Here is a 20601-nt window from a genome sequence, read left to right on the forward strand (position 1 = left end):
ATATTATACCTTATTTATTCTCCAGCAATGCTTCCAAAGCCAAACGATACGAGTTCAGCCCGAAGCCACAAATAACTCCCTTGCAAGCGCAGGCAATCATAGAAACATGCCTGAAATCCTCACGGCTATGCACATTGGATATATGCACCTCGATCACCGGAGCTGTCACCGCACGAATCGCATCCTGCAAAGCAATGGAAGTATGCGTATATGCACCCGCATTCATAATAATGCCGTCCACATCAAATCCTACCTGCTGAATGCAGTCTATCATTTCTCCCTCAATGTTCGATTGAAAATAGTCGATCTCCACGTCAGCGTATCTTTTGCGAAGTTCAGCCAGATAATCTTCAAATGTAACGCTTCCGTAAATGGAAGGTTCACGCTTACCCAACAGATTAATATTCGGGCCATTAATAATTTGTATCTTCATCGCGCAATCCTGTTTTTTTATACCTTTGTATCCAAAGAACAATATTTCAAGGTGCAAAGGTAGAAAAAAGAAATGGAAATCAACGAAAAAAAGAAGAAGAAGGAGCAACGGGACGTGATAATCAGGAAGTACCAGCAGTATCTCAAACTGGAAAAGTCCTTGTCTCCCAACACGCTGGATGCCTATCTCACGGATCTGGACAAATTGATGAGTTTTCTAATGTTAGAAGAGATAGACGTCCTGGACGTATGCCTCGCTGACCTTCAACGTTTTGCAGCCGGACTGCACGACATCGGCATCCACCCCCGTTCACAAGCCCGCATCTTATCGGGAATCAAATCATTCTTCCGTTTTCTCATCATGGCAGATTATCTGGAAGCAGACCCCAGCGAGCTACTGGAAAGTCCTAAGCTCGGCTTCAAACTCCCCGAAGTACTCACAGTGGAAGAAATTGACCGGATCATCTCCGCCGTTGACCGCAGCAAAACCGAAGGGCAACGCAACAGGGCTATTCTGGAAACACTATACAGTTGCGGACTTCGTGTTTCTGAACTTGTCAACCTCAAATTGTCCGATCTTTATTTCGACGAAGGCTTCATCAAAGTAGAAGGGAAGGGAAGCAAACAACGCCTTGTCCCCATCTCCCCGCGAGCGATTAACGAAATAAAACTTTACATCACAGACCGCAACCAAATAGAAGTGAAGAAAGGGCACGAAGATTTCGTTTTCGTCAGCCAGCGGAGAGGCAAAGGACTTTCCCGGATCATGATCTTCCACATGATAAAAGAATTAGCGCAAAAGGCGGGCATTACCAAGAATATCAGTCCGCACACATTCCGGCACTCCTTTGCCACTCATTTACTGGAAGGTGGCGCCAATTTGCGGGCCATCCAATGCATGCTCGGACATGAGTCTATCGCAACTACCGAAATTTATACGCACATCGACCGTAATATGCTTCGCAGTGAGATTATTGAGCATCATCCCCGAAATATCAAATATCGGAAAGAAAAAGAGTCGTTATTTCATTAAATTATGATAAAATCGCCCCTCTATCTATATAATTATATTAAGAATTAATATCTTTGCGTTACTTTTTCCGTGCTGAACAGAAAGAGGTTTGCGAATAGGCGAAATTTCAATTACAAACATTTAATTTATACCTAAAATGACTAAGAAGTTGTACTTGCCTTTACTCATGGCAATGATTGTTGCATTATTCTCTTCTTGTAACAAAAAAATGGGTCCACTGTCAGCTGATTACTTCACTGTTACTCCGCAAGTGTTGGAAGCAGTAGGAGGTAAAGTTCCTGCTACCATCAATGGTAAATTTCCTGAAAAGTATTTCAACAAGAAAGCTGTTGTAGAAGTTACTCCGGTTTTGAAATGGAATGGCGGCGAAGCTAAAGGCCAGCCAGCTACTTTCCAAGGCGAAAAAGTAGAAGGTAACGACCAGTCTATCTCTTACAAGATGGGTGGTAGCTACACAATGAAAACTTCTTTCGACTATGTTCCTGAAATGGCTAAGTCAGAATTGTACCTCGAATTTAAAGCTACTATCGGTAAGAAAGTGGTTACTATCCCTGCTGTGAAAGTAGCTGATGGTGTAATTTCTACTTCTGAGTTGGTGAACAATACATTAGGTAACGCAAACCCTGCACTGGGCGAAGACGCTTTCCAACGTATCATCAAAGAAAAGCACGATGCTAACATCATGTTCTTGATCCAACAGGCTAACATCCGTTCAAGCGAGTTGAAGACTGCTAAAGAATTCAACAAAGAAGTGGCTAACGTAAACGAAGCTGCCAACAAGAAGATCAGCAACATCGAAGTATCTTCATATGCTTCTCCTGATGGTGGTGTAAGCTTGAATACTACTCTTGCTGAAAACCGTGAAAGCAACACAACCAAGATGTTGAACAAAGACCTGAAGAAAGCAAAAATTGATGCTCCGGTTGACGCTAAATATACTGCACAGGACTGGGAAGGTTTCCAAGAACTGGTTTCTAAATCCAACATCCAGGACAAAGAGTTGATTCTCCGCGTATTGTCAATGTACCAGGATCCTGCACAGAGAGAACAGGAAATCAAAAACATTTCTTCTGTTTACAAGACTTTGGCTGACGAAATCCTTCCTCAGTTGCGTCGTTCCCGTTTGACTTTGAACTACGAAATCATCGGCAAGTCTGACGAAGAAATCTCTAAACTGGCTTCTTCTAATCCTTCTGAACTGAACGTTGAAGAGTTGCTGTACGCTGCTACACTGACTAACGATCCTGCTAAGCAAGAAGCTATCTATGCTCAAGCTACAAAACAATTCCCGAACGATTACCGTGCTTACAACAACTTGGGTAAATTAGCTTACCAAGCCGGTAACTACGACAAAGCAGAATCTTACTTCAAGAAAGCTGCCAGCGTAAACGCTACTCCTGAAGTTAACATGAACTTAGGTTTGATCGCTTTGATGAAGGGTGACAAAGCTGCTGCTGAAGCATCATTCGGTAAAGCAGCCGGAACTAAAGAACTTGGCGAATCTATGGGTAACCTGTACATCGCTCAAGGTCAATATGAAAGAGCAGTCAACTCATTCGGTGACTCTAAGACTAACAGTGCTGCTTTGGCTCAGATCCTTGCTAAGGACTACAACAAAGCTAAAAACACTTTGGCTAACGTAGAAAGACCGGATGCTTACACAGACTACCTGATGGCAGTTTTGGGTGCTAGAACTAACAATTCTTCTATGGTAACAAGCAGCTTGAAGAGCGCAGTTGCCAAAGATTCTTCATTAGCTAAGAAAGCAGCTACTGACCTGGAATTTGCAAAATACTTCACAAATGCAGATTTCATGAGCATCGTTAAATAATAGAAATACCACTCTATTTTAAATATTAAGAATTGCCTGTCATTATAAATGACGGGCAATTCTTTTTTTTTATCCGTAAAAACCGTACTTTCGCAGAAAAGAAATCAAAACAATGAAAAAGAGCAGCATTTTAATCCTCATAGCCATCTGTTTGTTCGGTTGTGGCAAGACTTCCCAAAAAGAAGTGAGCATAACCGGAGAAATCAAAGGATTGGGTACAGATACGCTTTACCTATATGGAATGGACGAAATCCGCGACCGTATAGATACTATTTTGGTGAAAGACGACAAATTCTCTTATTCAGCCCCGATAGATACTATCACCTCAGCTTTTCTTCTCATCAGGAACCAGACTGAATACCCAATATTCCTTGATAAAGGAAACAAAATCAAGATTAAAGGGAATATTAGTAACCCTGAAGTCCTGACAATTGACGGAAACATATATAATGAAGAGTTTACAGCCTTTCAGAAAGAACTGGATGCCCTCGATAGTCCATCCGAACAAGCCATGGAAGAAAAGGCGGAAGAGTTCATACAAACGCATCATTCGTCATTTGTCAGCCTCTACCTGCTAGATAAATACTTTGTCCAAAAGGAATCTCCTGATTTTAATAAGATAAAGAAGCTGATTGAAGTCATGACAGGTATATTACAAGATAAACTTTATATTGAACGGCTGAATGAAAGCATATCACAAGCCGAAAAAACGGAAATCGGCAAATATGCGCCGTTCTTCAGCCTGCCCAATACAAAAGGAATAAAGATCACCCGTTCATCCGAAGATTTCAAGAAGAAAAATCTGCTAATCAACTTTTGGGCTTCCTGGAGTGACAGCATCTCCAATCATCGCAGTAACAGCGAACTGAAAGCCCTCTATAAACAGTACAAAAAGAATAAACATATAGCTATGCTTGGCATCTCTTTCGATATGGACAAAGAGCAGTGGAAAGATGCCATCAAACGCGATACGCTGGACTGGGAACAAGTATGCGACTTCGGCGGACTTAATTCCGAAATTGCCAAACAATATTCCATCAAACAAATACCCGCCAACATTCTTTTGTCAGCAGACGGTAAGATTCTCGCCAAGAATCTCACAGGAGAAGAATTGAAAAAGAAAATCGAGGAAGTCGTTTCCGCAGCGGAAGAAAAAGAAAAGCAAAACAATAAAAAGAAAAAATAACCAGTAACCAAACGTGTTAATAAAAGTATTCGGAGCGGCTGTTCAAGGTATTGATGCAACACTCATCACAATCGAAGTAAACAGCTCGCGCGGCTGTATGTTCTATCTCGTCGGCCTTCCGGATTCTGCGGTCAAGGAAAGCCATCAGCGTATCATTTCCGCACTTCAAGTCAATGGTTACAAAATGCCGACCAGTAACCTGGTAGTCAATATGGCGCCGGCAGATATCCGCAAAGAAGGGTCAGCCTACGACTTACCACTAGCCATCGGTCTGCTGGGTGCGAATGAAACCATCTCCGCTGAAAAATTCCCCCGTTACCTGTTAATGGGCGAACTAAGTCTCGATGGAAGCATACAACCCATCAAAGGGGCACTCCCTATTGCCATCAAAGCCCGTGAAGATGGATTTGAAGGATTAATCATCCCGCAACAAAATGCACGGGAAGCTGCTGTCGTCAATCAGTTGAAAGTTTATGGTGTCAGCAATATCAAAGAAGTCATTGAATTTTTCAATAACGAGCGTGAGTTAGAACCGACCATCGTCAATACACGGGAAGAATTCTACACCCGACAAAGCAACTTTGAATTTGATTTCGCTGATGTAAAAGGGCAGGAGAATGTAAAAAGGGCATTGGAAGTAGCCGCAGCCGGCGGACATAATATAATTATGGTGGGTGCCCCGGGAAGCGGGAAATCAATGATGGCCAAACGATTACCATCTATCCTTCCCCCACTCTCTCTGGGAGAAAGCCTTGAAACGACCAAAATACACTCGGTAGCCGGAAAATTGAACCGGAACTCTTCGCTAATAACCCAACGTCCGTTCCAATCTCCCCACCACACCATCTCACAATCTGCAATGGTGGGCGGTGGCAGCTTTCCCCAACCGGGAGAGATAAGCCTGGCTCATAACGGGATTTTATTTCTAGACGAACTCCCAGAGTTTTCGAAAAATGTACTTGAAGTACTACGTCAACCACTGGAAGACAGACGAATAACCATCTCACGTGTAAAAAGTAGCGTAGACTATCCTGCCAGTTTCACATTAGTGGCATCTATGAACCCTTGCCCCTGCGGCTACTACAATCATCCGACCAAAGCATGCGTTTGCAGCCCCGGACAGGTACAAAAATACTTGAATAAGATTTCAGGCCCTTTGCTCGACAGGATTGATATTCAGATTGAGATTATTCCTGTTCCTTTTGATAAGATTTCCGACCAACGAAGAGGAGAGTCCAGCGCATCCATCCGTGAACGGGTCATTAAAGCCCGCCAGATACAAGAAAAACGCTATGCCGGATTCCCCGGAACCTATTGCAATGCACAAATGAACAGCAAGTTATTATCATTATACGCCCGACCGGATGACAAAGGCCTCGCCTTACTGAAGAACGCGATGGAACGGCTCAACCTCTCCGCCCGTGCATATGACCGGATATTGAAAGTAGCAAGGACTATCGCAGATTTAGAGGAAAGCGAACAAATACTTCCCTCACATTTGGCAGAAGCTATCAGCTACCGGAATCTCGACAGGGAGAACTGGGCAGGATAAAGGGACGCCTTTCGCGCCATCTTGTAAAAGTATGCTACTGCATCATTTGTACGCTATAATTACCTTAAGTTCAGAAGATTCCGTATAAGAAAAGTCTTTCTTGCAAAAATACTTACAGCTTAATGCACAAATACATACTGCATTTATAATAAACTTTTGAGCAGTTTATTATAAACGGTATCCAAGTTTATTATAAACTCTCAAATTGCAAATTCGGTTTTTAATGTTCATTTTTTATAACAGAAAAGGCTGCGGATTCCATAGAACCCGCAGCCTTCAGCCTATATCAGATGCCCTACCTCTTAACGAAAGCCAAGAAGAGAGAGCCATATTGTCACTATATTATACTATTTTCATATTCATTTTTATCTATTTTTTCATTTATTATCCGACAGAAAACCATTTTCATGAACTACAAAGATACAACATTAAAACGCATTTGTCAAGCCCCTGACAAATTCCGGCCGGAAAAAATAATAGAAGCACCTTTCCCCGCCGGGAAAGATGCTCACACAAACAAAACAAACAATAGTTACTATCTTCACAGACGGTATATTACAAAGCATTCCATAAGGATAAACTTCATAATTTCAACAGACGCTTTTACATCTTATATATAGCGGGTTTATTTAATGTATCCCATCTCATTCCACCCATTTATAATCTATTTGATAACCGTTATTACTGCACGGCTCACCCGCGGATCATCATAGTACATATTATCCACACCTCCCTCATAAGTTACTTTCAGTTGTGAAGCCGGTACTCCGAACTCTTTGACCAGACAATCGTAGACAGCCTCCGCACGAGCTTTGCTCAACCGTTGATTAAACTCCTTAGTGCCCGTACCCTTATCACAATAACCGATAATCGTGTAGACTGCATCCTTATTCTCTTTCATTAATTTAGCTTGGAAACCGAGATTCACACGCGCTTCGTTGCTCAGGAAACTTTTTGAAATCTTGAAAGTCACCAGATAAGGAGCTGCGAGAATATTCGTTTCCACCACCCTCTCCGGCGCTTTGTTGGAAGCTTCGACCAACTCGTCTTTCAAACGGCTGTTTTCCTCATTCATAGCGTTCAACTGTTCACGCATAAGACGCAACTCTTCATCACTAAAAGTAATTGTCTTGACAGTACTGTGTCCCCAGGTTCGCCGCGGAAATTTATAGGTCACCCCCAATGTCACGGACAATAAGCCTTCCTCTTTACGCTCCCCTCTTTCTCCGTCAAATTCATCCTTGGTTGCGGTACCGCGTACATCCAGATTCAAGTCAAACGCCGAACTCAGGCGGAACGTATTAACCAACCCCAGACTGGCATTGAAGTTACGTGCACGCGGAGTTTCCCATGTAACGATCCAGCCTACGCCAATATAAGGAGACACAGACCATAGACGCTTCTCATTATAACCGCAAAGCATATTGGACATATTGAACATCACATCTCCGTGAATGTTCATAAAGTCAAACTTCTGTTCTTCCAGCCGCTGCGACGCATCATACACCTTTCCAGTGGAATGACTTCCATTTTGAGTGGCTCCTTTGATAGTCAACCCGCTATACATCACACGTACACCAATGCCCGGCGTAAACCATTTTCCGAAAGCAACATCCAATGCCGGACTCCAACGGTCACCAAAAGACATCTGCTTGTTATGGTCGCCGAAATACATCAGCGCACCTCCGCCTACGCTTACAAACCAGTTACTCCAGAACCGGTTTGTTTCCACCTTATATTTATCGGGATTTTCGACAATGGTCGTTGTAGTTGCAGTAGATCTTGAAAAGTCTTCCTGTGCGCAAACATTCAAACCCAGCACCCAAAAGAAAGAACACATTACAATTACTCTTCTCATAAACTATTTCCTTTTACCATATTTTCCAATATCACCAAATTACAATTGCAAAGTACGAGCTTTTTTTCCATTTTATCGCTAGCATAAAATCCGATAACACTCTCACTTTATACGCTCTCCTTCTTTCTTTTTCCAAAAAACCAGTTCTTTTTCTTCTCATCATTCCCATAGCTGTAGCCATAGCCGTAACCATAGCCATAACCGTATCCGTAACCTCTCCTTCCCTGCTTCGTACCGTTGAGTACCACGGCCATATTATTCAGTTTATGTTCCTGATACAAACGTTCCAGTTCAGGCAACTGGCGTTTATCCAACTTTCCGGCACGTACAATAAACAGGGTCACGTCAGAAATACGGTTACTGATAGAAACATCCGCTACCATCCCAACCGGTACCCCATCCACAATTATATAGTCATATCTTTCCCGAAGATGTCCGATCAGTTCATCCAGCCTGCCACTTAACAGCAACTCCGCCGGATTAGGAGCAATCACCCCTACGGGGATCAAATCGATTCCCTCGCCAAACCCGTCTTTCATGATGATATCGTCCATGCTTATGGATTTGTTGGATAGATAATGTGCCATCCCCTTGATACCATTGCCTCTGGCTTTAGCAATCAAACTCAGTGTAGCTTTCCTCAAATCCAAGTCTATCAGGATAACTTTCTTGTCGGCTTGCACCAGGCTGGCAGAGAGGTTGACAGACACAAAAGTCTTACCTGCCGATACATTAAAAGAGGTCAATGTCACCACCTTCTGCCCCGGCGACTGCGATGCCACAAATCCCAGATTAGTACGCAGAATACGGAACGACTCCGACAACGCATCTTGCCCGCGGGCACGTACCATGATGTCATTTATCTCCGTAACCTTCTCCGCACTTTTAGGAATCTCCGCCAGAAAAGGGGCGCTAACCACAGCCTCCATATCCTTGCGATTGCGCACACGCGTATCCACAATCAATATCAACAGCAGAATGACAGTAGGAATAATTATTCCCATCCCGCCTCCCAACAGCAACTTCTTATACTTATTGGGATAAAAGGGAGCATTACTTCCGGAAGCAGAGTCGATAATCCGCGCGTTATTATCCACCATAGACTGGTTGAGCGCATTCTCCTCCCGTTTATTCAACAAAAACAAATACAGTGACTCCTTTACCTTCTGTTGCCGTTCAACGGAAAGCATCTCACGCTGCTTGCCCGGTACATCCCGTACTTTCCGGCGTGCCAGCCTTTCCTGACCGGATATTTCCGTCCGCTTCAATTTCAGACTGGTCACCTGATTATTTATCGACCTGTTGATATTTTGCCGCATAGTTTCAACGGAACGTGTCAATTCCTGCACTACCGGAGGTTGCCCCCGCTTCCGCTCCTCAACCGGTTACGCCTCAGCAATGCCTCGTTATAACGGGCAATCTGCCCTTCTATGACAGCATCGGTCAACCCGATATCTCCGGGAATCAGCTCGTCTTCCTTCGCGGCATCCTGAAGATACTGCTTGATAAAGGAAACCAGTTGCAGTTGCGTATCCAGTTCTTTCAGTGACGATTCATACTTCCGCCCGTCCGACACATACATGCTTGCCGCCGTATTAATATCCCCCCAGTCACTCTCCTTTCTCATCACCTCAATATCCGTTTCCACACTTCCTAATTCATCTTCAATGATTTCAATCCGTTCCCTGATAAATTGTGCCGCATTGACAGCAATCCGGTTCTTGTCCTCAATAGCTTCTTCATTGTAGACAGTAATCAGCATATTCAGCACATCACCCGCACGTAACGGCGAGAAATCATCCATCATGATATTCAGAAGGGCTACATCCCCGTTCACCTGCTTGATTGACAAGTTAGAGAGGAAAAAATAGACCATCTTCTCACGCGCCTGTTTGCTCACCTTGACCGGTTTGCCCCAACAGGAAGAATCATAATTCTCCGCAGCAGATACGACCAGTCTGCCCAATGCAGTTTCTACCGTATCATTTATATTCACCGTTTTCCTGCTTTCCGCGCCACGCGAGAAGTCCGAGAGTTCGACCTGCCGTTCATTTTTCGGCGTGACGAGCAAGGATAATTCAGCTTCCGGCTCCGATACAAGGAAATGTACCCGGACGGGAGCAGCCATATACAGTTCTTTCTGACGCAAGCCGTCACGCACCGCATAACTGACGTCCGCATTCAAACGGCTGATTACCTTGCGCATCAATGCTTTCGACTGGAATTGCAGCCGCTCGGTCGCCATATTGACCTGCCCCATGTAGTCACCGCTACGGATCAGCCGTATGGCAGAAGGAGTATTGGCGGGAGTCTTGATCATCACCGTCGCCGAACGGCTATACACAAACGGTGTCCTGCTATAGTCATACCAGAAATATCCGCCGCATATCAATATGGAAAGAACATACCATTTCCAATAGGAAAGCAGATACATTAAAATATCGACCAGATTTATCGACTTATCTTCTTCGGCAAGTATTTTCTTAACTTGTTTTTCCATGTTCATCCATCGTTAGTTATTTCGTCAATAATATGCCCAGTGAAACAGTGGAAGAAATAATACTCAGGAGCAATGTATAAAAGCCCAATGTACGCCGTTCCTTCACGGTAGCCTCGGCAAACTTCGGCTGCACGTAGACAATATCATTCTGCCGCAGGTAATAGCAGGGAGAGTAGAACACATCCACCGAACGGACATCATGCAGGTACATGTTCCGTTCATTATTTTCTTCCCTGATTACCGCCACCCTGTCCATCGTCGCATTCGCCGACAAGCCGCCGGCACGGTTGATGGCTTCCAGCAAAGTGATCCGGCTGTCCTCTACCTGCAACACGGTCGGGCTTCCTACAGCCCCCATTACAGTAATCTTGAAATTCAGGATATCCACAAACACCAACGGGTCACTAATCAGGTTTTCGCTGATTAACCGTTCCCTTATCATATCCCCCACCTCTTTGCGGGTCAAATCCACCACTTTCATCTTTCCGAGAATCGGAAGTTCGATATATCCATTCAAATCCACCCGATACCCTTTCTCCTGCTTCGGAGCATTGGTAGCGGCTACTTCCCCTTCATCCGTCACCTGAAAACCTCCTCCGGTAGAAATATTGAAAGGTGCCGCCAGCTCCGGATTGCGGGAGTTCACTACAATACCAAGCCGGTCATCCCGCTGAATTTTCATATCCACCTGAGCGTTCATCGGATAAGAAATATCCTCTCTCATATTTTCCAGATACACCATCTTCTTCGTATTCACACAAGACGTCAGTATCAATACGAGGAAGAACAATCCTGAACATGCATTTTTTTTCATACTCTTCTTATTATTTTATTTTCTGATAAAGGTTCAAACATCGTTCTATCATTAATTCTTTGGTAAACATCGTTTCATACCGTTGGCGGGCCCCTTCGGACAACCGGCCGTACAAACTGTCATCAGCCAGAAGTGTAGTTATCGCCTGAGCCAATGATTCCGGGTCTTCCGGTTCCACATTTATGCCCGACAAGAGATCCGCGTTCACCCAACTCACCCCTGATTCGGGGATTTCTGTAGCAATTACCGGCTTCCTGCAGGACATGGCTTCTATCTGCACGATACCAAATGCCTCTGTCTTCCGGACAGAACTCAGACAAAGCACATCACAAGCGCCGAAATAACCGGACAGTTCCTCATCCCCTACAAAACCTATCAATTTCACCTTATCCACGATTCCCAACTTCTCGATCAATGCCTGCAAATATGTCCGGAGCGGGCCTTTGCCGCCTATCAGCACGATGCAATCATCATTCAGCCGGCGGGCGGCGCGTATCAGATATTCATATCCTTTATATTCTACCAGACGTCCTAAAGAGAAGATAATCCTCTTTCCGGCATATTTCCGCCTGATTTCCCTCACCAGTTCCGGGGTGGGTTTCACCTCGTCCACTCCGATAGGGATACTACAAACTTTATGTTGCACTTTCCGCAAAAAGGGAGATTCCTCCACATACACCGATGTCGTCCCGACAATCGCATCAGCTCTCCGAAGCAGCCAGTCCTGCAAGGGGCGATAGCACCTCAGCAGCATCTTCTGTTTCAATATGTCACTGTGCCAATGAAGCACAACCCGTCCTTTATACCCGGACAGGAACAAAGCAAGGCACGCCATCGGATCAGGATGATGAATATGGATCACATCATACTCTTCGTGTATCTTGCGCAACCGGAGTATCATGGCAGGAGACAGCATGGTCACCGCCACTTTCTTCCATGTGGGCACGCACAATATCCGGGCGTATTCATTCAGCCTGATATCTCCGGGCAACTGCCCTTCCGCCGACGCACACAGCATATCGCAATAGACATTTTTCTGTGACAACCCCGTCATGATATCAAACATCACTTTCTCTATACCGCCACGAATAGGGTAGAATTTACCAATTTGTAGAATTTTCATTATGATATAAAAGACCTTTCCAATAAAATATCAAACATATCTTCCCAGGAACAGGCAGCCGGTTCCTGTTTCCCAAAGTCCGGTACGGGATTCAAAAAAGAGAAATCCCCTTCCAGTAGTTTCCGCATCTGCCCTTTCAATATTCCCGGAGCTGACAGGCTGAAGAAAGCGACAGCCTTCCCTCCTGCGGCAGTCTCATGCGCGTAAGGTAAATCAGCCAGCAGCATCGGTTTGCCATTCACCATAAATTCGGAAATGGGCAAGCCCCATGTTTCTATTTTCGAAGGAAATACCAGACAATCCGCCGCGTTATAGTAACCGAAGAGTTTTTCCTTGCTCATAAATCCCGCAAAGTCGATGGAATCCACTTCTCCGTACTTCTTGTACAACCATTGCGCATAGCTGTTTTCCTTTCCACTCACAGTCAGCACAACCTTGAACTTACCCGTCCCCATTTCCCGCTCCAACAGACTGGCGGCCGCACACAACAGTTCGAAGTTCTTATGGCAATCAGGGGTAGAAGCATAAAAAAATGTAAAGCAAGGGAGTCGGATATTCCCGGCAACGACCTGTATATCCTTGCGTTCGGGGGGAGATACTATAAACTTCTCTTTTTTTACTCCCAACATTCGGCTGAATCCTGTCCGTAACCATTCTTGCTGAACAATCAAATAGTCATTCCGACGGACGTTGATCCGGTAAGCAAAACGGGTGAACAAAGCGAATAACACGATCTTATAGTCAAACCGGAAATCTCTCCAGGAAGATTTGTAAAAAGGGAATGAAGTCTGGCAATAGACCGCCCGATGTTCCGCTATCACTGCGGGGGTTGTGTCGTGAAGGGACAACCAAAGATATACAGGAGCCAATTTCTTTGAAATCCGGCGCATCGTTACATATTCACACCACAGCCTACGTCCCCATCCTTTAATGATGTCCGGCATCTCGATATACTCTATCCCCGGATAGTCCGCCAGTTCCCGTTTATGCACCAGCGCAACCACACGATATTCACCGCTATCCGCTAAAGTAGAAAGATAACACAAGCAATCCCTGAGAATGGCCAGCGTACCTCCTTTGCGCAAACTCACCGCCGAAACCACGATTGTTCTTCTTCCCCTATGCATTTCCGGAAACCAGTTCATAAAACAAATCGTTCCAATGCCTCATAATCCGTTCTTCCGAAAAAGCCTTGGAACGGACGAATGCACGCATCCCCATCCGTTTTCTCAATTCCTCTTCTTCCATCAATCTCAGAATCCGGTCGGCTAATGTCGGAAGGCTTCCTTCCGGCACCAAAAAGCCATTTTCTCCATCCGTGATTATATCTTTAGGGCCGCATTTGCAAGCAAAAGAGACTATCGGCAATCCGAAAGACTGCGCTTCCAGCAGTACCATAGGCAGACCTTCATAGCGGGAAGACATTACCAGTATGGAAGCTTGTTCATATTCTTTCTCTATATGGCCGGTAGATGGTTTCAAACGTACACAATGATTGAGCTTATTTTCATCAATCTGCCGTTGCAGGCGTTCCTCCCATTCACCGTCGCCGATAATATCCAACTTCCATTCCGGCTGAAAATAATGGACTATAGCCCAGGCGTCAATCAGGTAATCAAATCCTTTCTGATAACTATATCTGCCGACAGCAATCACTCTTTTATTATCCAATAGCGCGGGCCGGGCTACAGGAAATGTGAGCGCATTCGGAATAACCGCAATATCAGGCCAATCCCCCCAATAGGATTTGTCCTCATGTGTCAGTACAACAAAGCGGTCATACTTCTTCACTGTATTCCCATCCCTCCGGCTTCTCCATCGGTCTACGATTTTCCAAAGCCCCCTACGCCCGTATTGCATACGTTTGTAACGTGAAAAATGAATTTCAAGCACTTTACGGCTGCCATCTTTTATCTTCCATAAAAAAGAAGCGTCATTGCAGAACATGGAAACGGTAATATCAGGCTTTATTTGTTTCAGAGTGGTTGTCAGGCGTCTTTTATGTTTCCATTGTTTCAGCGGATAACGGATAACTTTATTCAAGAGTGATTTTCCATTATTTGTTTCGTAATTAATTCCCAAATCATGGCACCGTATGCGTTCATCCAGTTTAAAAAAAGGCGATTGCCCACGCTGTTCCGTAGTGATGATAACTACCTCATGACCACGACCGGACAGATAATTGGCTTTATTTGCCAATACCCGTTCCATTCCTCCGGAGTTATAGGTTCCGGCTATACAATAAGCTATTTTCATTCAAGTAATGGTTCGGAATCCTGTTCTTCTTTCCAGTCCAGACAATAAAACAATGCGTAAATGAGAAAAAGGTCGGTTGCTACTTTCAACCAAATAACAAAGCTCAAGGCCAGCATACAAACAGACAATAAACGAAATGACGGAAATTTACGGGAGAATACCCGGGCATTGTAAACAAAGAACAGGGCAAAGACACTGAAACCTGTCAATCCGCAATACAATATAAAGCGGCAATAACCAATATCCGTGCTATACACCCAACCGTCAAACAAGCCTGTTCCGATTATCCAACCTTTGAAATTCTCCGGCCAAATCCACATGACAGCTTTCAGTTTATCAGTAGAGTCCGTTTGCCATTGACCTTTTTCCACCCATTTGAAAAAACCTTCGAAAGCAAACCGTATGCTCTGATAAAATCCATCGTCGTTCTGATACAGATAGATGCCCGCGACCACAAATAAAACCAGCAAACTTCCGAAAACAGAATAGAACTTGATAGTATCGGCCGGTATGACCAGGCGATAAAATCCGGTTGAATACATGATATAGGCCAATCCCATTACCATTCCGACAGTAGTAGTCCGCGAAATCATATTTCCCAGAATCGAGATAAGAAAAAAGGAAACCAGATAAACAGCTATTCTCTTCCGGCTTTGCCTGACAACAGGGTCTTCACACAACAAGTAGGCTATCAGAAGCAATACAACGGAAAACCGTACACCGGCAGGATCCAATGAAGCTCCGATACCGTACAACCGGTTTATCTCATTAAAGAAGGACTGCCCCTGTACAATGTAAGTATCTACCAGCATCTTGAATGCAGGAATACGATCTATCAATTGAGACAATATGCACTGCGCCACACATACAAATGACAAATAGCCGATCAACAAACGCAATGTCACTTTTCCATGGCACAGGCGAATCGCGGCACATACTGTATAAGCTCCTCCCAACCATGTAAAAAATGAGAAGAAATAAGTCACATAAGCATAATCATCGGTATTATTCTGGTCAATAGCCACCAAGCATATGAAAGAGAAAATAAAAACAATTCCGACGGCTCCCATTAGTTCCTTCGAGATAGTGATTCCATGCTTGCGGCATCCTTGATAAACAACCAACAGGATACTGATAACTGCCAGCACCACTTTGGTATTTACAACAGGAAAAAAAGAAAATTTGAACGGAAAATAATACCCGCTCACAATCATTGATATAAACAACATAGCTAACAAACGTACCATCCTTTATCTGTCTGCCGCACTATTTATAAATAACCCCATAGACCAATTTGAATACAAACCGATAGTATAACTTCAACAGGAAATCGTATCTTTTTACAGCCGCCAGTTGAAGCAACCGCGTCCTCAACGGAAGGCGTTTATTCTTCATCACATATCCATTCGCTTCAGGAAACCACTCCGTCCATTGCCTGTAACGGGATTCATCATCTGTTATCAAAAGCGGGAGTTTTATATTCAACTTCAAGAGAGGAATAAATTCCGACAGCAAACCAGCATAGGAAGAAGCGGAAATAAACCGTTCCGCCTCCTGCACATTGTTTGTCACCTGCCGGATATGTTCCGCCGAATAAGTCTTGGTCAATGAACCTGAATTACTCTGCCCGTAATGATAGAAAGCCCGGTTGATGATTGCCACCCTCTTCGCACATGCAAACAGTTTCATCATCACCATCATGTCCTCACCCATATTCATCCCTTCTATAAACCGGATATTATTCTCTACATAAAGAGAACGGCGAACCAGAAAAAGCCATAAATTCCAACGCATCACTCCGCACATCATTTGCCGCAATGCCTCATCGGGAGTTACAAAGAGAGGCTGTTTCATATATCGTTCATCCGACTTGAATGTCAGAAACCATTCATGCCCGACAATATCCAGTTCTTTCTCCTGCGCTTCCTTCAGCAAGCACTCCAATGTATCCGGTTCAATGAAATCATCCGCATCGACATAATATACATATTCTCCCGTCGCATACTCCAAACCGGTATTTCGCGCGGCCGCAACTCCACGGTTCCGTTCATGGCGCAATACCTTGACTACAAAATCTCCGGTGGAATATTGTTCCGCATAGGACATCAATATATCCAAGCTTCCGTCCGTACTGGAATCATCTATAAACAGAAGTTCAAGATGCTGAATAGTCTGCCTGTTCAAAGAATCCAGACAAGCCTCCAAAGTTGCCGACGCATTATATACGGGAATAATCACCGAGGCAGTCATGCTCTCCATATTCATTTGACGTTCTTCAGAACCTGTGTTTTCGCCCGTCCGCCAACCATCAGGGCAAGCATATCGGGAGCTATCTTATTCAACACAAAATAAAGTCCCAGACAAACTCCTAAAGTAATGAAAGGTATCAGTATATAACTTATCATCAGTCCGCTACCGGAGTCGGCCAGAGAGGTACGGGAAAAGAAACCCTTTGTCCAATTGATGATATACACTTCGTGGGCTGCATATATAAAGAATACCGTACCGGACAACTTCATAAACACACCCGTCCAAAATCTTCTGGTCATTAACCAATTTGTCAGATTGAAAGCTGTCATTATGCCTGACAGCACATATATCCTGACAATATACGCGTGTCCCTCTCTTCCATTGCTGACGATAGCCCAACATAAAAACAAGAAAGCTGTTACCGCCACCGTGTACCGATACCTTGAACAGAACTCCAATATCCTCTTTTTATAAATGCCCATATAGGCTCCTGCGCCGAAAAACATAAAAGCAGACATGCTCAGTCCTGCCACATTCGACTCCCACGCAGACAAATACAGGATAGTCAAAACAAGCAAACCATACGCCTTCAGATATTTAAAGAAAACATAAAATAAAGGTGAAAGTACGGACATACAAATCAAGTCCCGTAAAAACCACAAAGGATAATTGACAGGAGTCTGCCAGAACAGCACATGCCATGCAGTATTCCTGAACTTCAGCAAATCCTCACCCGGTTCCATCGAGAAAAGATAAATCAGAGCATAATTCTTTATGTACATGGCCAATATCATTATCACATTCCATAGTAAATAGGGAACCATAAGACTCATTATCCTCCTTTTCAACTGACCGTAGTAAAAGCCGGAGCTCCATTCTTCCATCTTGCGGAAAAAGAAAAAGCCTGAAAATAAAAAGAACAAGGGGTTGCGTATCCTCGACAGATTATGCGATATTCCTTCTGAAAACAAGTGATATATATTCATTCCGGAGAGGTTCATCTCTATGGGTATTGATTTCTCGGGAAGCACATGGGCAAAAAGCAATAATACCATCAAAGGGAATCTCATAGCCGCAATCACCTCTGATTGCCTTTTTTCAGGATCTTCAATCATCATCGTATCTCGTTCAAGATTAAATCGACCACTTTCAGATGGCGGGAGTTGAACTTCCGGGCAAACAACGCATCCGAATGAATGAGATATTCAAAATCCGTTTCTTGCCAGTCATTCAGTTTGTTATCTTTCCAACCAATCGCACGCAAGCAACCATGTCCTTCATTCTCCGTATCATAAAGGCGGTCACGAAAAGATGAGTTCCAACAAATTGTCTGCACAAATATCTCATCCGCACAAAAGGTATGCTTGTACATCCGCCCGACCACTTCTTTCTGCTGAAGCAAATAACCGACACAATCAACTGTAAGGCTTACCCATTGAGTGCCTTTCTTAAAATTGGTTCCTCTGTTGCGATAGATGCCGACCATCTGCTGTAACCGGATAAAGACCGCACGCAATGCTCTCTTTCCTGTCGCTACAACGCCACCTGTGTCCTTAAAATCTTTCGGAAACAAATGCCATCTCCGCACTTTGCGGTTTATCTCTTTTGTAATATCTCCCTGATAATAACCGACGAACTCCTTTCCTGCGTTAGCTTCAAAAAAACGATGGATATAATCCTGTGATTTAAGAGGCATATCAACACCGGAAAGCAGATGAAAGTAACTGTAACCGCCATGCTTATACGCTGCTTCAAACAATGCATATTCAGCATTCACGACACTGGCATCTCCCCAACGGACATCTATGCGTCCGGTCAAAATACAAAGTCCCGCATGTATTAATTGACAAGGCGGATATTCTTGCAGTTTCCGGTCAAAATGGATATAAATGTCATTACGGACATCATCGAGTGCCTGAAGCAGCCGCGACAAGACTTCAAATTCATTATGTGCAATGATTAAATAGGCGTGTTTCATCCTTCAGGTTTTATATGAAGTGCCAACTTATTTACAATATCCATGTCCATACGGCTGAATTTACGGGCAAACAAACAATCTGAGTCTAGCAGGACATCATAGTCTTCCAAGCTATAGGTGCGAGGCCCTGTCGCTCCGAAGTCACACTTCAAGAGCTTGTCATAATACAATATATTATCTTTCAGATGCGAACTGCCTATCTCTGAAGGAATAAAGAATTCATCACCACACAATGTAAAACGGTACTTCCGCAAAACTTTCTTTTTAATTTGCAGCAGATAGGCGACACAATGACCGGTCACACTCACCCAATTAGCGGCATTGGCATAAAACGTCCTTCTATTCCGGTAAATATGCAACTCCTTCTGAATGCGGATACAAATTCTCCATAAAAGCTGATTCAGCCGCCTCACCCGATAATCCTTATGCATGAAATTCTTCATAAAGAAATTATATCTACGCATCTTTAAATCTGTCTGATAGTCGTTATTGGGTACATATGCCAACACTTCCTTATCTTTCAGCTTCTCAAACAAACGGTGGATATAGTCTTGTGATTTCAACGGCAGATGGACACCGGAAAGCAGATGATAATAACTGTATCCGCCATGCCTGTAAGCAGTTTCAAACAAAACATATTCCGCCTTGATTTGAGAGATATGCCCCCACCGGACATCTATCCTTTCTTCCAATATATATAAGCTTGCATACCGGATTATAAAGGCCGGCAGACTCTTCAGTTTCCTGTCAAAGTGAATATAAATATCATTCCGGACATCATCAAGCGACTGAACCAGTTTCTCCAGAACTTCAAACTCATGGTGAGCGATAATTAAATAGGCATGTTTCATTACGCCTTCTTCCGGTTTACCCCAAGTACCACTTTCAAACGATAGAGCGCCTCATCGTCGAAATACGCCATTTTGTGTATATTACTCAAGACAAATGTTTCTTCGAATGAAAGACTATCATAGTTTCCGTTGATTTTAGTTTGCAGAATGTGCGGAATACAGTCATTCACTATCGCACAATTCTTATCAGAAAGGCGGTTTGCCATCAACTCATGAAACAAAATCTGAAAACAGAAATAATCAGAAAGGGAGTCTTCCGTCTTCCAAAAATACAACAGCAAATCATATAGAGCCGAAATGACAACATTACCCCTTTGCGCGAAAATGACACTGCTCAGCATCCGTACCTTAAAGGCGGGATCCCAACCGAAATAATAAGCATAAACATTTTCCCAATAGCTCTTGTCCCTTTCTTCGTCAGAACGTTGGAACATAAAGAAATCAGCATTCTTATATTCTTCCGGGAAAGGGCCTGTCAGCAGAACGGTGGCATCCAGCCACACACCGCCATACGTCGCCAATAAAGCCAGACGCAACAAATCGGAAAAGAAAGTGCGGGTAAATCGCCGGTTATTCCGTTTTTCCAATACGAAATCCGGCAAATCCAGATAATCGGACAGGGTTGTGTCCGTAAGTCGGATCACCTGATAATCCTGCTTATATTTATCAACCGACTCAAAACAGAGCCGGATTATCTCCGGCAATTCATCTCCATCAAGCCCCTGCCCCCAATACTGCCAGATAATCTTCTGAGTTCCCAAATTCTTTTCAGGCTTCAACGGATACTTTTCTATTTCCCCATGATAATAAGCTTCAATGATAGGAAACCAGAAATCCGCCACTTTCCGGTGCTGTTTCAAAATCATCTTTTTACGCCTTGTATTCCAATATTTTGCGGGAACAAGCCGCTTTGCCCATCGCTTCATTCTCATTTTTC

At 43.9% G+C, this 20601-nt stretch carries 18 protein-coding genes; 4 read left to right on the forward strand and 14 right to left on the reverse strand.

The genetic code is table 11. The features are described from left to right. Positions 1-10: 10 nt before the first annotated feature. The gene (aroQ, locus tag AB5443_RS10780) at positions 11-433 is read right to left on the reverse strand and encodes a type II 3-dehydroquinate dehydratase (protein ID WP_022139166.1); all 423 of its coding nucleotides are present in this window, start codon (positions 431-433) and stop codon (positions 11-13) included. 72 nt (positions 434-505) lie between these two features. Between aroQ and xerD the strand changes: the two genes are divergently transcribed. The 4 genes from xerD (at position 506) to AB5443_RS10800 (ending at position 6034) form a co-directional block, all read left to right on the forward strand. Next, positions 506-1465: a site-specific tyrosine recombinase XerD gene (gene xerD / locus AB5443_RS10785; protein WP_333698651.1), complete on the forward strand. Its 960-nt coding sequence runs from the start codon at positions 506-508 to the stop codon at positions 1463-1465. Positions 1466-1601: 136 nt separating this feature from the next. Further along, positions 1602-3296, forward strand: a complete 1695-nt coding sequence (locus AB5443_RS10790) for a tetratricopeptide repeat protein (RefSeq protein ID WP_022139168.1) — start codon at positions 1602-1604, stop codon at positions 3294-3296. A gap of 112 nt (positions 3297-3408) precedes the next feature. Then, positions 3409-4482, forward strand: coding sequence for a thioredoxin-like domain-containing protein (locus tag AB5443_RS10795; protein WP_368113443.1), 1074 nt, complete (start codon positions 3409-3411; stop codon positions 4480-4482). Between the two features lie 13 nt (positions 4483-4495). Next, positions 4496-6034, forward strand: a complete 1539-nt coding sequence (locus AB5443_RS10800; RefSeq protein WP_044655174.1) for a YifB family Mg chelatase-like AAA ATPase — start codon at positions 4496-4498, stop codon at positions 6032-6034. A gap of 664 nt (positions 6035-6698) precedes the next feature. On the opposite strand, the gene AB5443_RS10805 is transcribed toward AB5443_RS10800, so the two are convergent. The 13 genes from AB5443_RS10805 to AB5443_RS10865 all read right to left on the reverse strand — a co-directional run bounded on the left by AB5443_RS10805 (position 6699) and on the right by AB5443_RS10865 (position 20530). Next, the gene (locus AB5443_RS10805; protein WP_368113442.1) at positions 6699-7892 is read right to left on the reverse strand and encodes an OmpA family protein; all 1194 of its coding nucleotides are present in this window, start codon (positions 7890-7892) and stop codon (positions 6699-6701) included. Positions 7893-7999: 107 nt separating this feature from the next. Next, positions 8000-9211, reverse strand: coding sequence for a polysaccharide biosynthesis tyrosine autokinase (locus tag AB5443_RS10810; protein WP_368113441.1), 1212 nt, complete (start codon positions 9209-9211; stop codon positions 8000-8002). Positions 9212-9240: 29 nt separating this feature from the next. Further along, positions 9241-10392, reverse strand: a complete 1152-nt coding sequence (locus AB5443_RS10815; protein WP_368113440.1) for a hypothetical protein — start codon at positions 10390-10392, stop codon at positions 9241-9243. 16 nt (positions 10393-10408) lie between these two features. Next, the gene (locus tag AB5443_RS10820) at positions 10409-11206 is read right to left on the reverse strand and encodes a polysaccharide biosynthesis/export family protein (protein WP_368113439.1); all 798 of its coding nucleotides are present in this window, start codon (positions 11204-11206) and stop codon (positions 10409-10411) included. Positions 11207-11216: 10 nt separating this feature from the next. Next, on the reverse strand, positions 11217-12329 hold the full coding sequence (locus AB5443_RS10825) for a glycosyltransferase family 4 protein (protein ID WP_368113438.1): 1113 nt from the start codon (positions 12327-12329) through the stop codon (positions 11217-11219). Then, entirely contained in the window at positions 12329-13474 is a 1146-nt protein-coding gene (locus AB5443_RS10830; protein WP_368113437.1) for a glycosyltransferase family 4 protein, read from the reverse strand. Before AB5443_RS10830 ends, AB5443_RS10825 begins: the two co-directional genes overlap by 1 nt. Then, entirely contained in the window at positions 13449-14585 is a 1137-nt protein-coding gene (locus AB5443_RS10835; RefSeq protein WP_368113436.1) for a glycosyltransferase family 4 protein, read from the reverse strand. The genes AB5443_RS10830 and AB5443_RS10835 overlap by 26 nt, the downstream gene beginning before the upstream one ends. After that, positions 14582-15832 (reverse strand): hypothetical protein, encoded by a 1251-nt coding sequence (locus tag AB5443_RS10840; protein ID WP_368113435.1) that lies wholly within the window; start codon positions 15830-15832, stop codon positions 14582-14584. Before AB5443_RS10840 ends, AB5443_RS10835 begins: the two co-directional genes overlap by 4 nt. Positions 15833-15851: 19 nt before the next feature. After that, entirely contained in the window at positions 15852-16844 is a 993-nt protein-coding gene (locus AB5443_RS10845; protein WP_368113434.1) for a glycosyltransferase family 2 protein, read from the reverse strand. Positions 16845-16846: 2 nt separating this feature from the next. After that, the gene (locus AB5443_RS10850; RefSeq protein WP_368113433.1) at positions 16847-17953 is read right to left on the reverse strand and encodes an acyltransferase; all 1107 of its coding nucleotides are present in this window, start codon (positions 17951-17953) and stop codon (positions 16847-16849) included. Continuing rightward, positions 17950-18813 (reverse strand): beta-1,6-N-acetylglucosaminyltransferase, encoded by an 864-nt coding sequence (locus AB5443_RS10855; protein ID WP_368113432.1) that lies wholly within the window; start codon positions 18811-18813, stop codon positions 17950-17952. Before AB5443_RS10855 ends, AB5443_RS10850 begins: the two co-directional genes overlap by 4 nt. Continuing rightward, a complete protein-coding gene (locus tag AB5443_RS10860; RefSeq protein ID WP_195406133.1) occupies positions 18810-19664 on the reverse strand; it encodes a beta-1,6-N-acetylglucosaminyltransferase in 855 nt (284 codons plus the stop codon). The genes AB5443_RS10855 and AB5443_RS10860 overlap by 4 nt, the downstream gene beginning before the upstream one ends. Further along, positions 19664-20530 carry a capsular polysaccharide synthesis protein gene (locus tag AB5443_RS10865; protein WP_368113431.1) on the reverse strand — a complete coding sequence of 289 codons (867 nt, stop codon included), beginning with the start codon at positions 20528-20530 and terminating at the stop codon, positions 19664-19666. The genes AB5443_RS10860 and AB5443_RS10865 overlap by 1 nt, the downstream gene beginning before the upstream one ends. Positions 20531-20601: the final 71 nt, after the last annotated feature.

The organism is Bacteroides sp. RTP21281st1_H5_RTP21281_210402 (assembly GCF_040918965.1).
Classification (GTDB): domain Bacteria; phylum Bacteroidota; class Bacteroidia; order Bacteroidales; family Bacteroidaceae; genus Bacteroides; species Bacteroides congonensis.

Coding starts and splice junctions, on each gene's coding strand:
- AB5443_RS10840 (WP_368113435.1), bottom strand. CDS start 15,832: ATGGTACGTTTGTTAGCTATGTTGTTTATATCAATGATTGTGAGCGGG.
- xerD (WP_333698651.1), top strand. CDS start 506: ATGGAAATCAACGAAAAAAAGAAGAAGAAGGAGCAACGGGACGTGATA.
- AB5443_RS10850 (WP_368113433.1), bottom strand. CDS start 17,953: ATGATGATTGAAGATCCTGAAAAAAGGCAATCAGAGGTGATTGCGGCT.
- aroQ (WP_022139166.1), bottom strand. CDS start 433: ATGAAGATACAAATTATTAATGGCCCGAATATTAATCTGTTGGGTAAG.
- AB5443_RS10825 (WP_368113438.1), bottom strand. CDS start 12,329: ATGAAAATTCTACAAATTGGTAAATTCTACCCTATTCGTGGCGGTATA.
- AB5443_RS10805 (WP_368113442.1), bottom strand. CDS start 7,892: ATGAGAAGAGTAATTGTAATGTGTTCTTTCTTTTGGGTGCTGGGTTTG.
- AB5443_RS10815 (WP_368113440.1), bottom strand. CDS start 10,392: ATGGAAAAACAAGTTAAGAAAATACTTGCCGAAGAAGATAAGTCGATA.
- AB5443_RS10865 (WP_368113431.1), bottom strand. CDS start 20,530: ATGATTTTGAAACAGCACCGGAAAGTGGCGGATTTCTGGTTTCCTATC.
- AB5443_RS10845 (WP_368113434.1), bottom strand. CDS start 16,844: ATGGAGAGCATGACTGCCTCGGTGATTATTCCCGTATATAATGCGTCG.
- AB5443_RS10820 (WP_368113439.1), bottom strand. CDS start 11,206: ATGAAAAAAAATGCATGTTCAGGATTGTTCTTCCTCGTATTGATACTG.
- AB5443_RS10790 (WP_022139168.1), top strand. CDS start 1,602: ATGACTAAGAAGTTGTACTTGCCTTTACTCATGGCAATGATTGTTGCA.
- AB5443_RS10830 (WP_368113437.1), bottom strand. CDS start 13,474: ATGAACTGGTTTCCGGAAATGCATAGGGGAAGAAGAACAATCGTGGTT.
- AB5443_RS10795 (WP_368113443.1), top strand. CDS start 3,409: ATGAAAAAGAGCAGCATTTTAATCCTCATAGCCATCTGTTTGTTCGGT.
- AB5443_RS10835 (WP_368113436.1), bottom strand. CDS start 14,585: ATGAAAATAGCTTATTGTATAGCCGGAACCTATAACTCCGGAGGAATG.
- AB5443_RS10860 (WP_195406133.1), bottom strand. CDS start 19,664: ATGAAACATGCCTATTTAATTATCGCTCACCATGAGTTTGAAGTTCTG.
- AB5443_RS10855 (WP_368113432.1), bottom strand. CDS start 18,813: ATGAAACACGCCTATTTAATCATTGCACATAATGAATTTGAAGTCTTG.
- AB5443_RS10810 (WP_368113441.1), bottom strand. CDS start 9,211: ATGCGGCAAAATATCAACAGGTCGATAAATAATCAGGTGACCAGTCTG.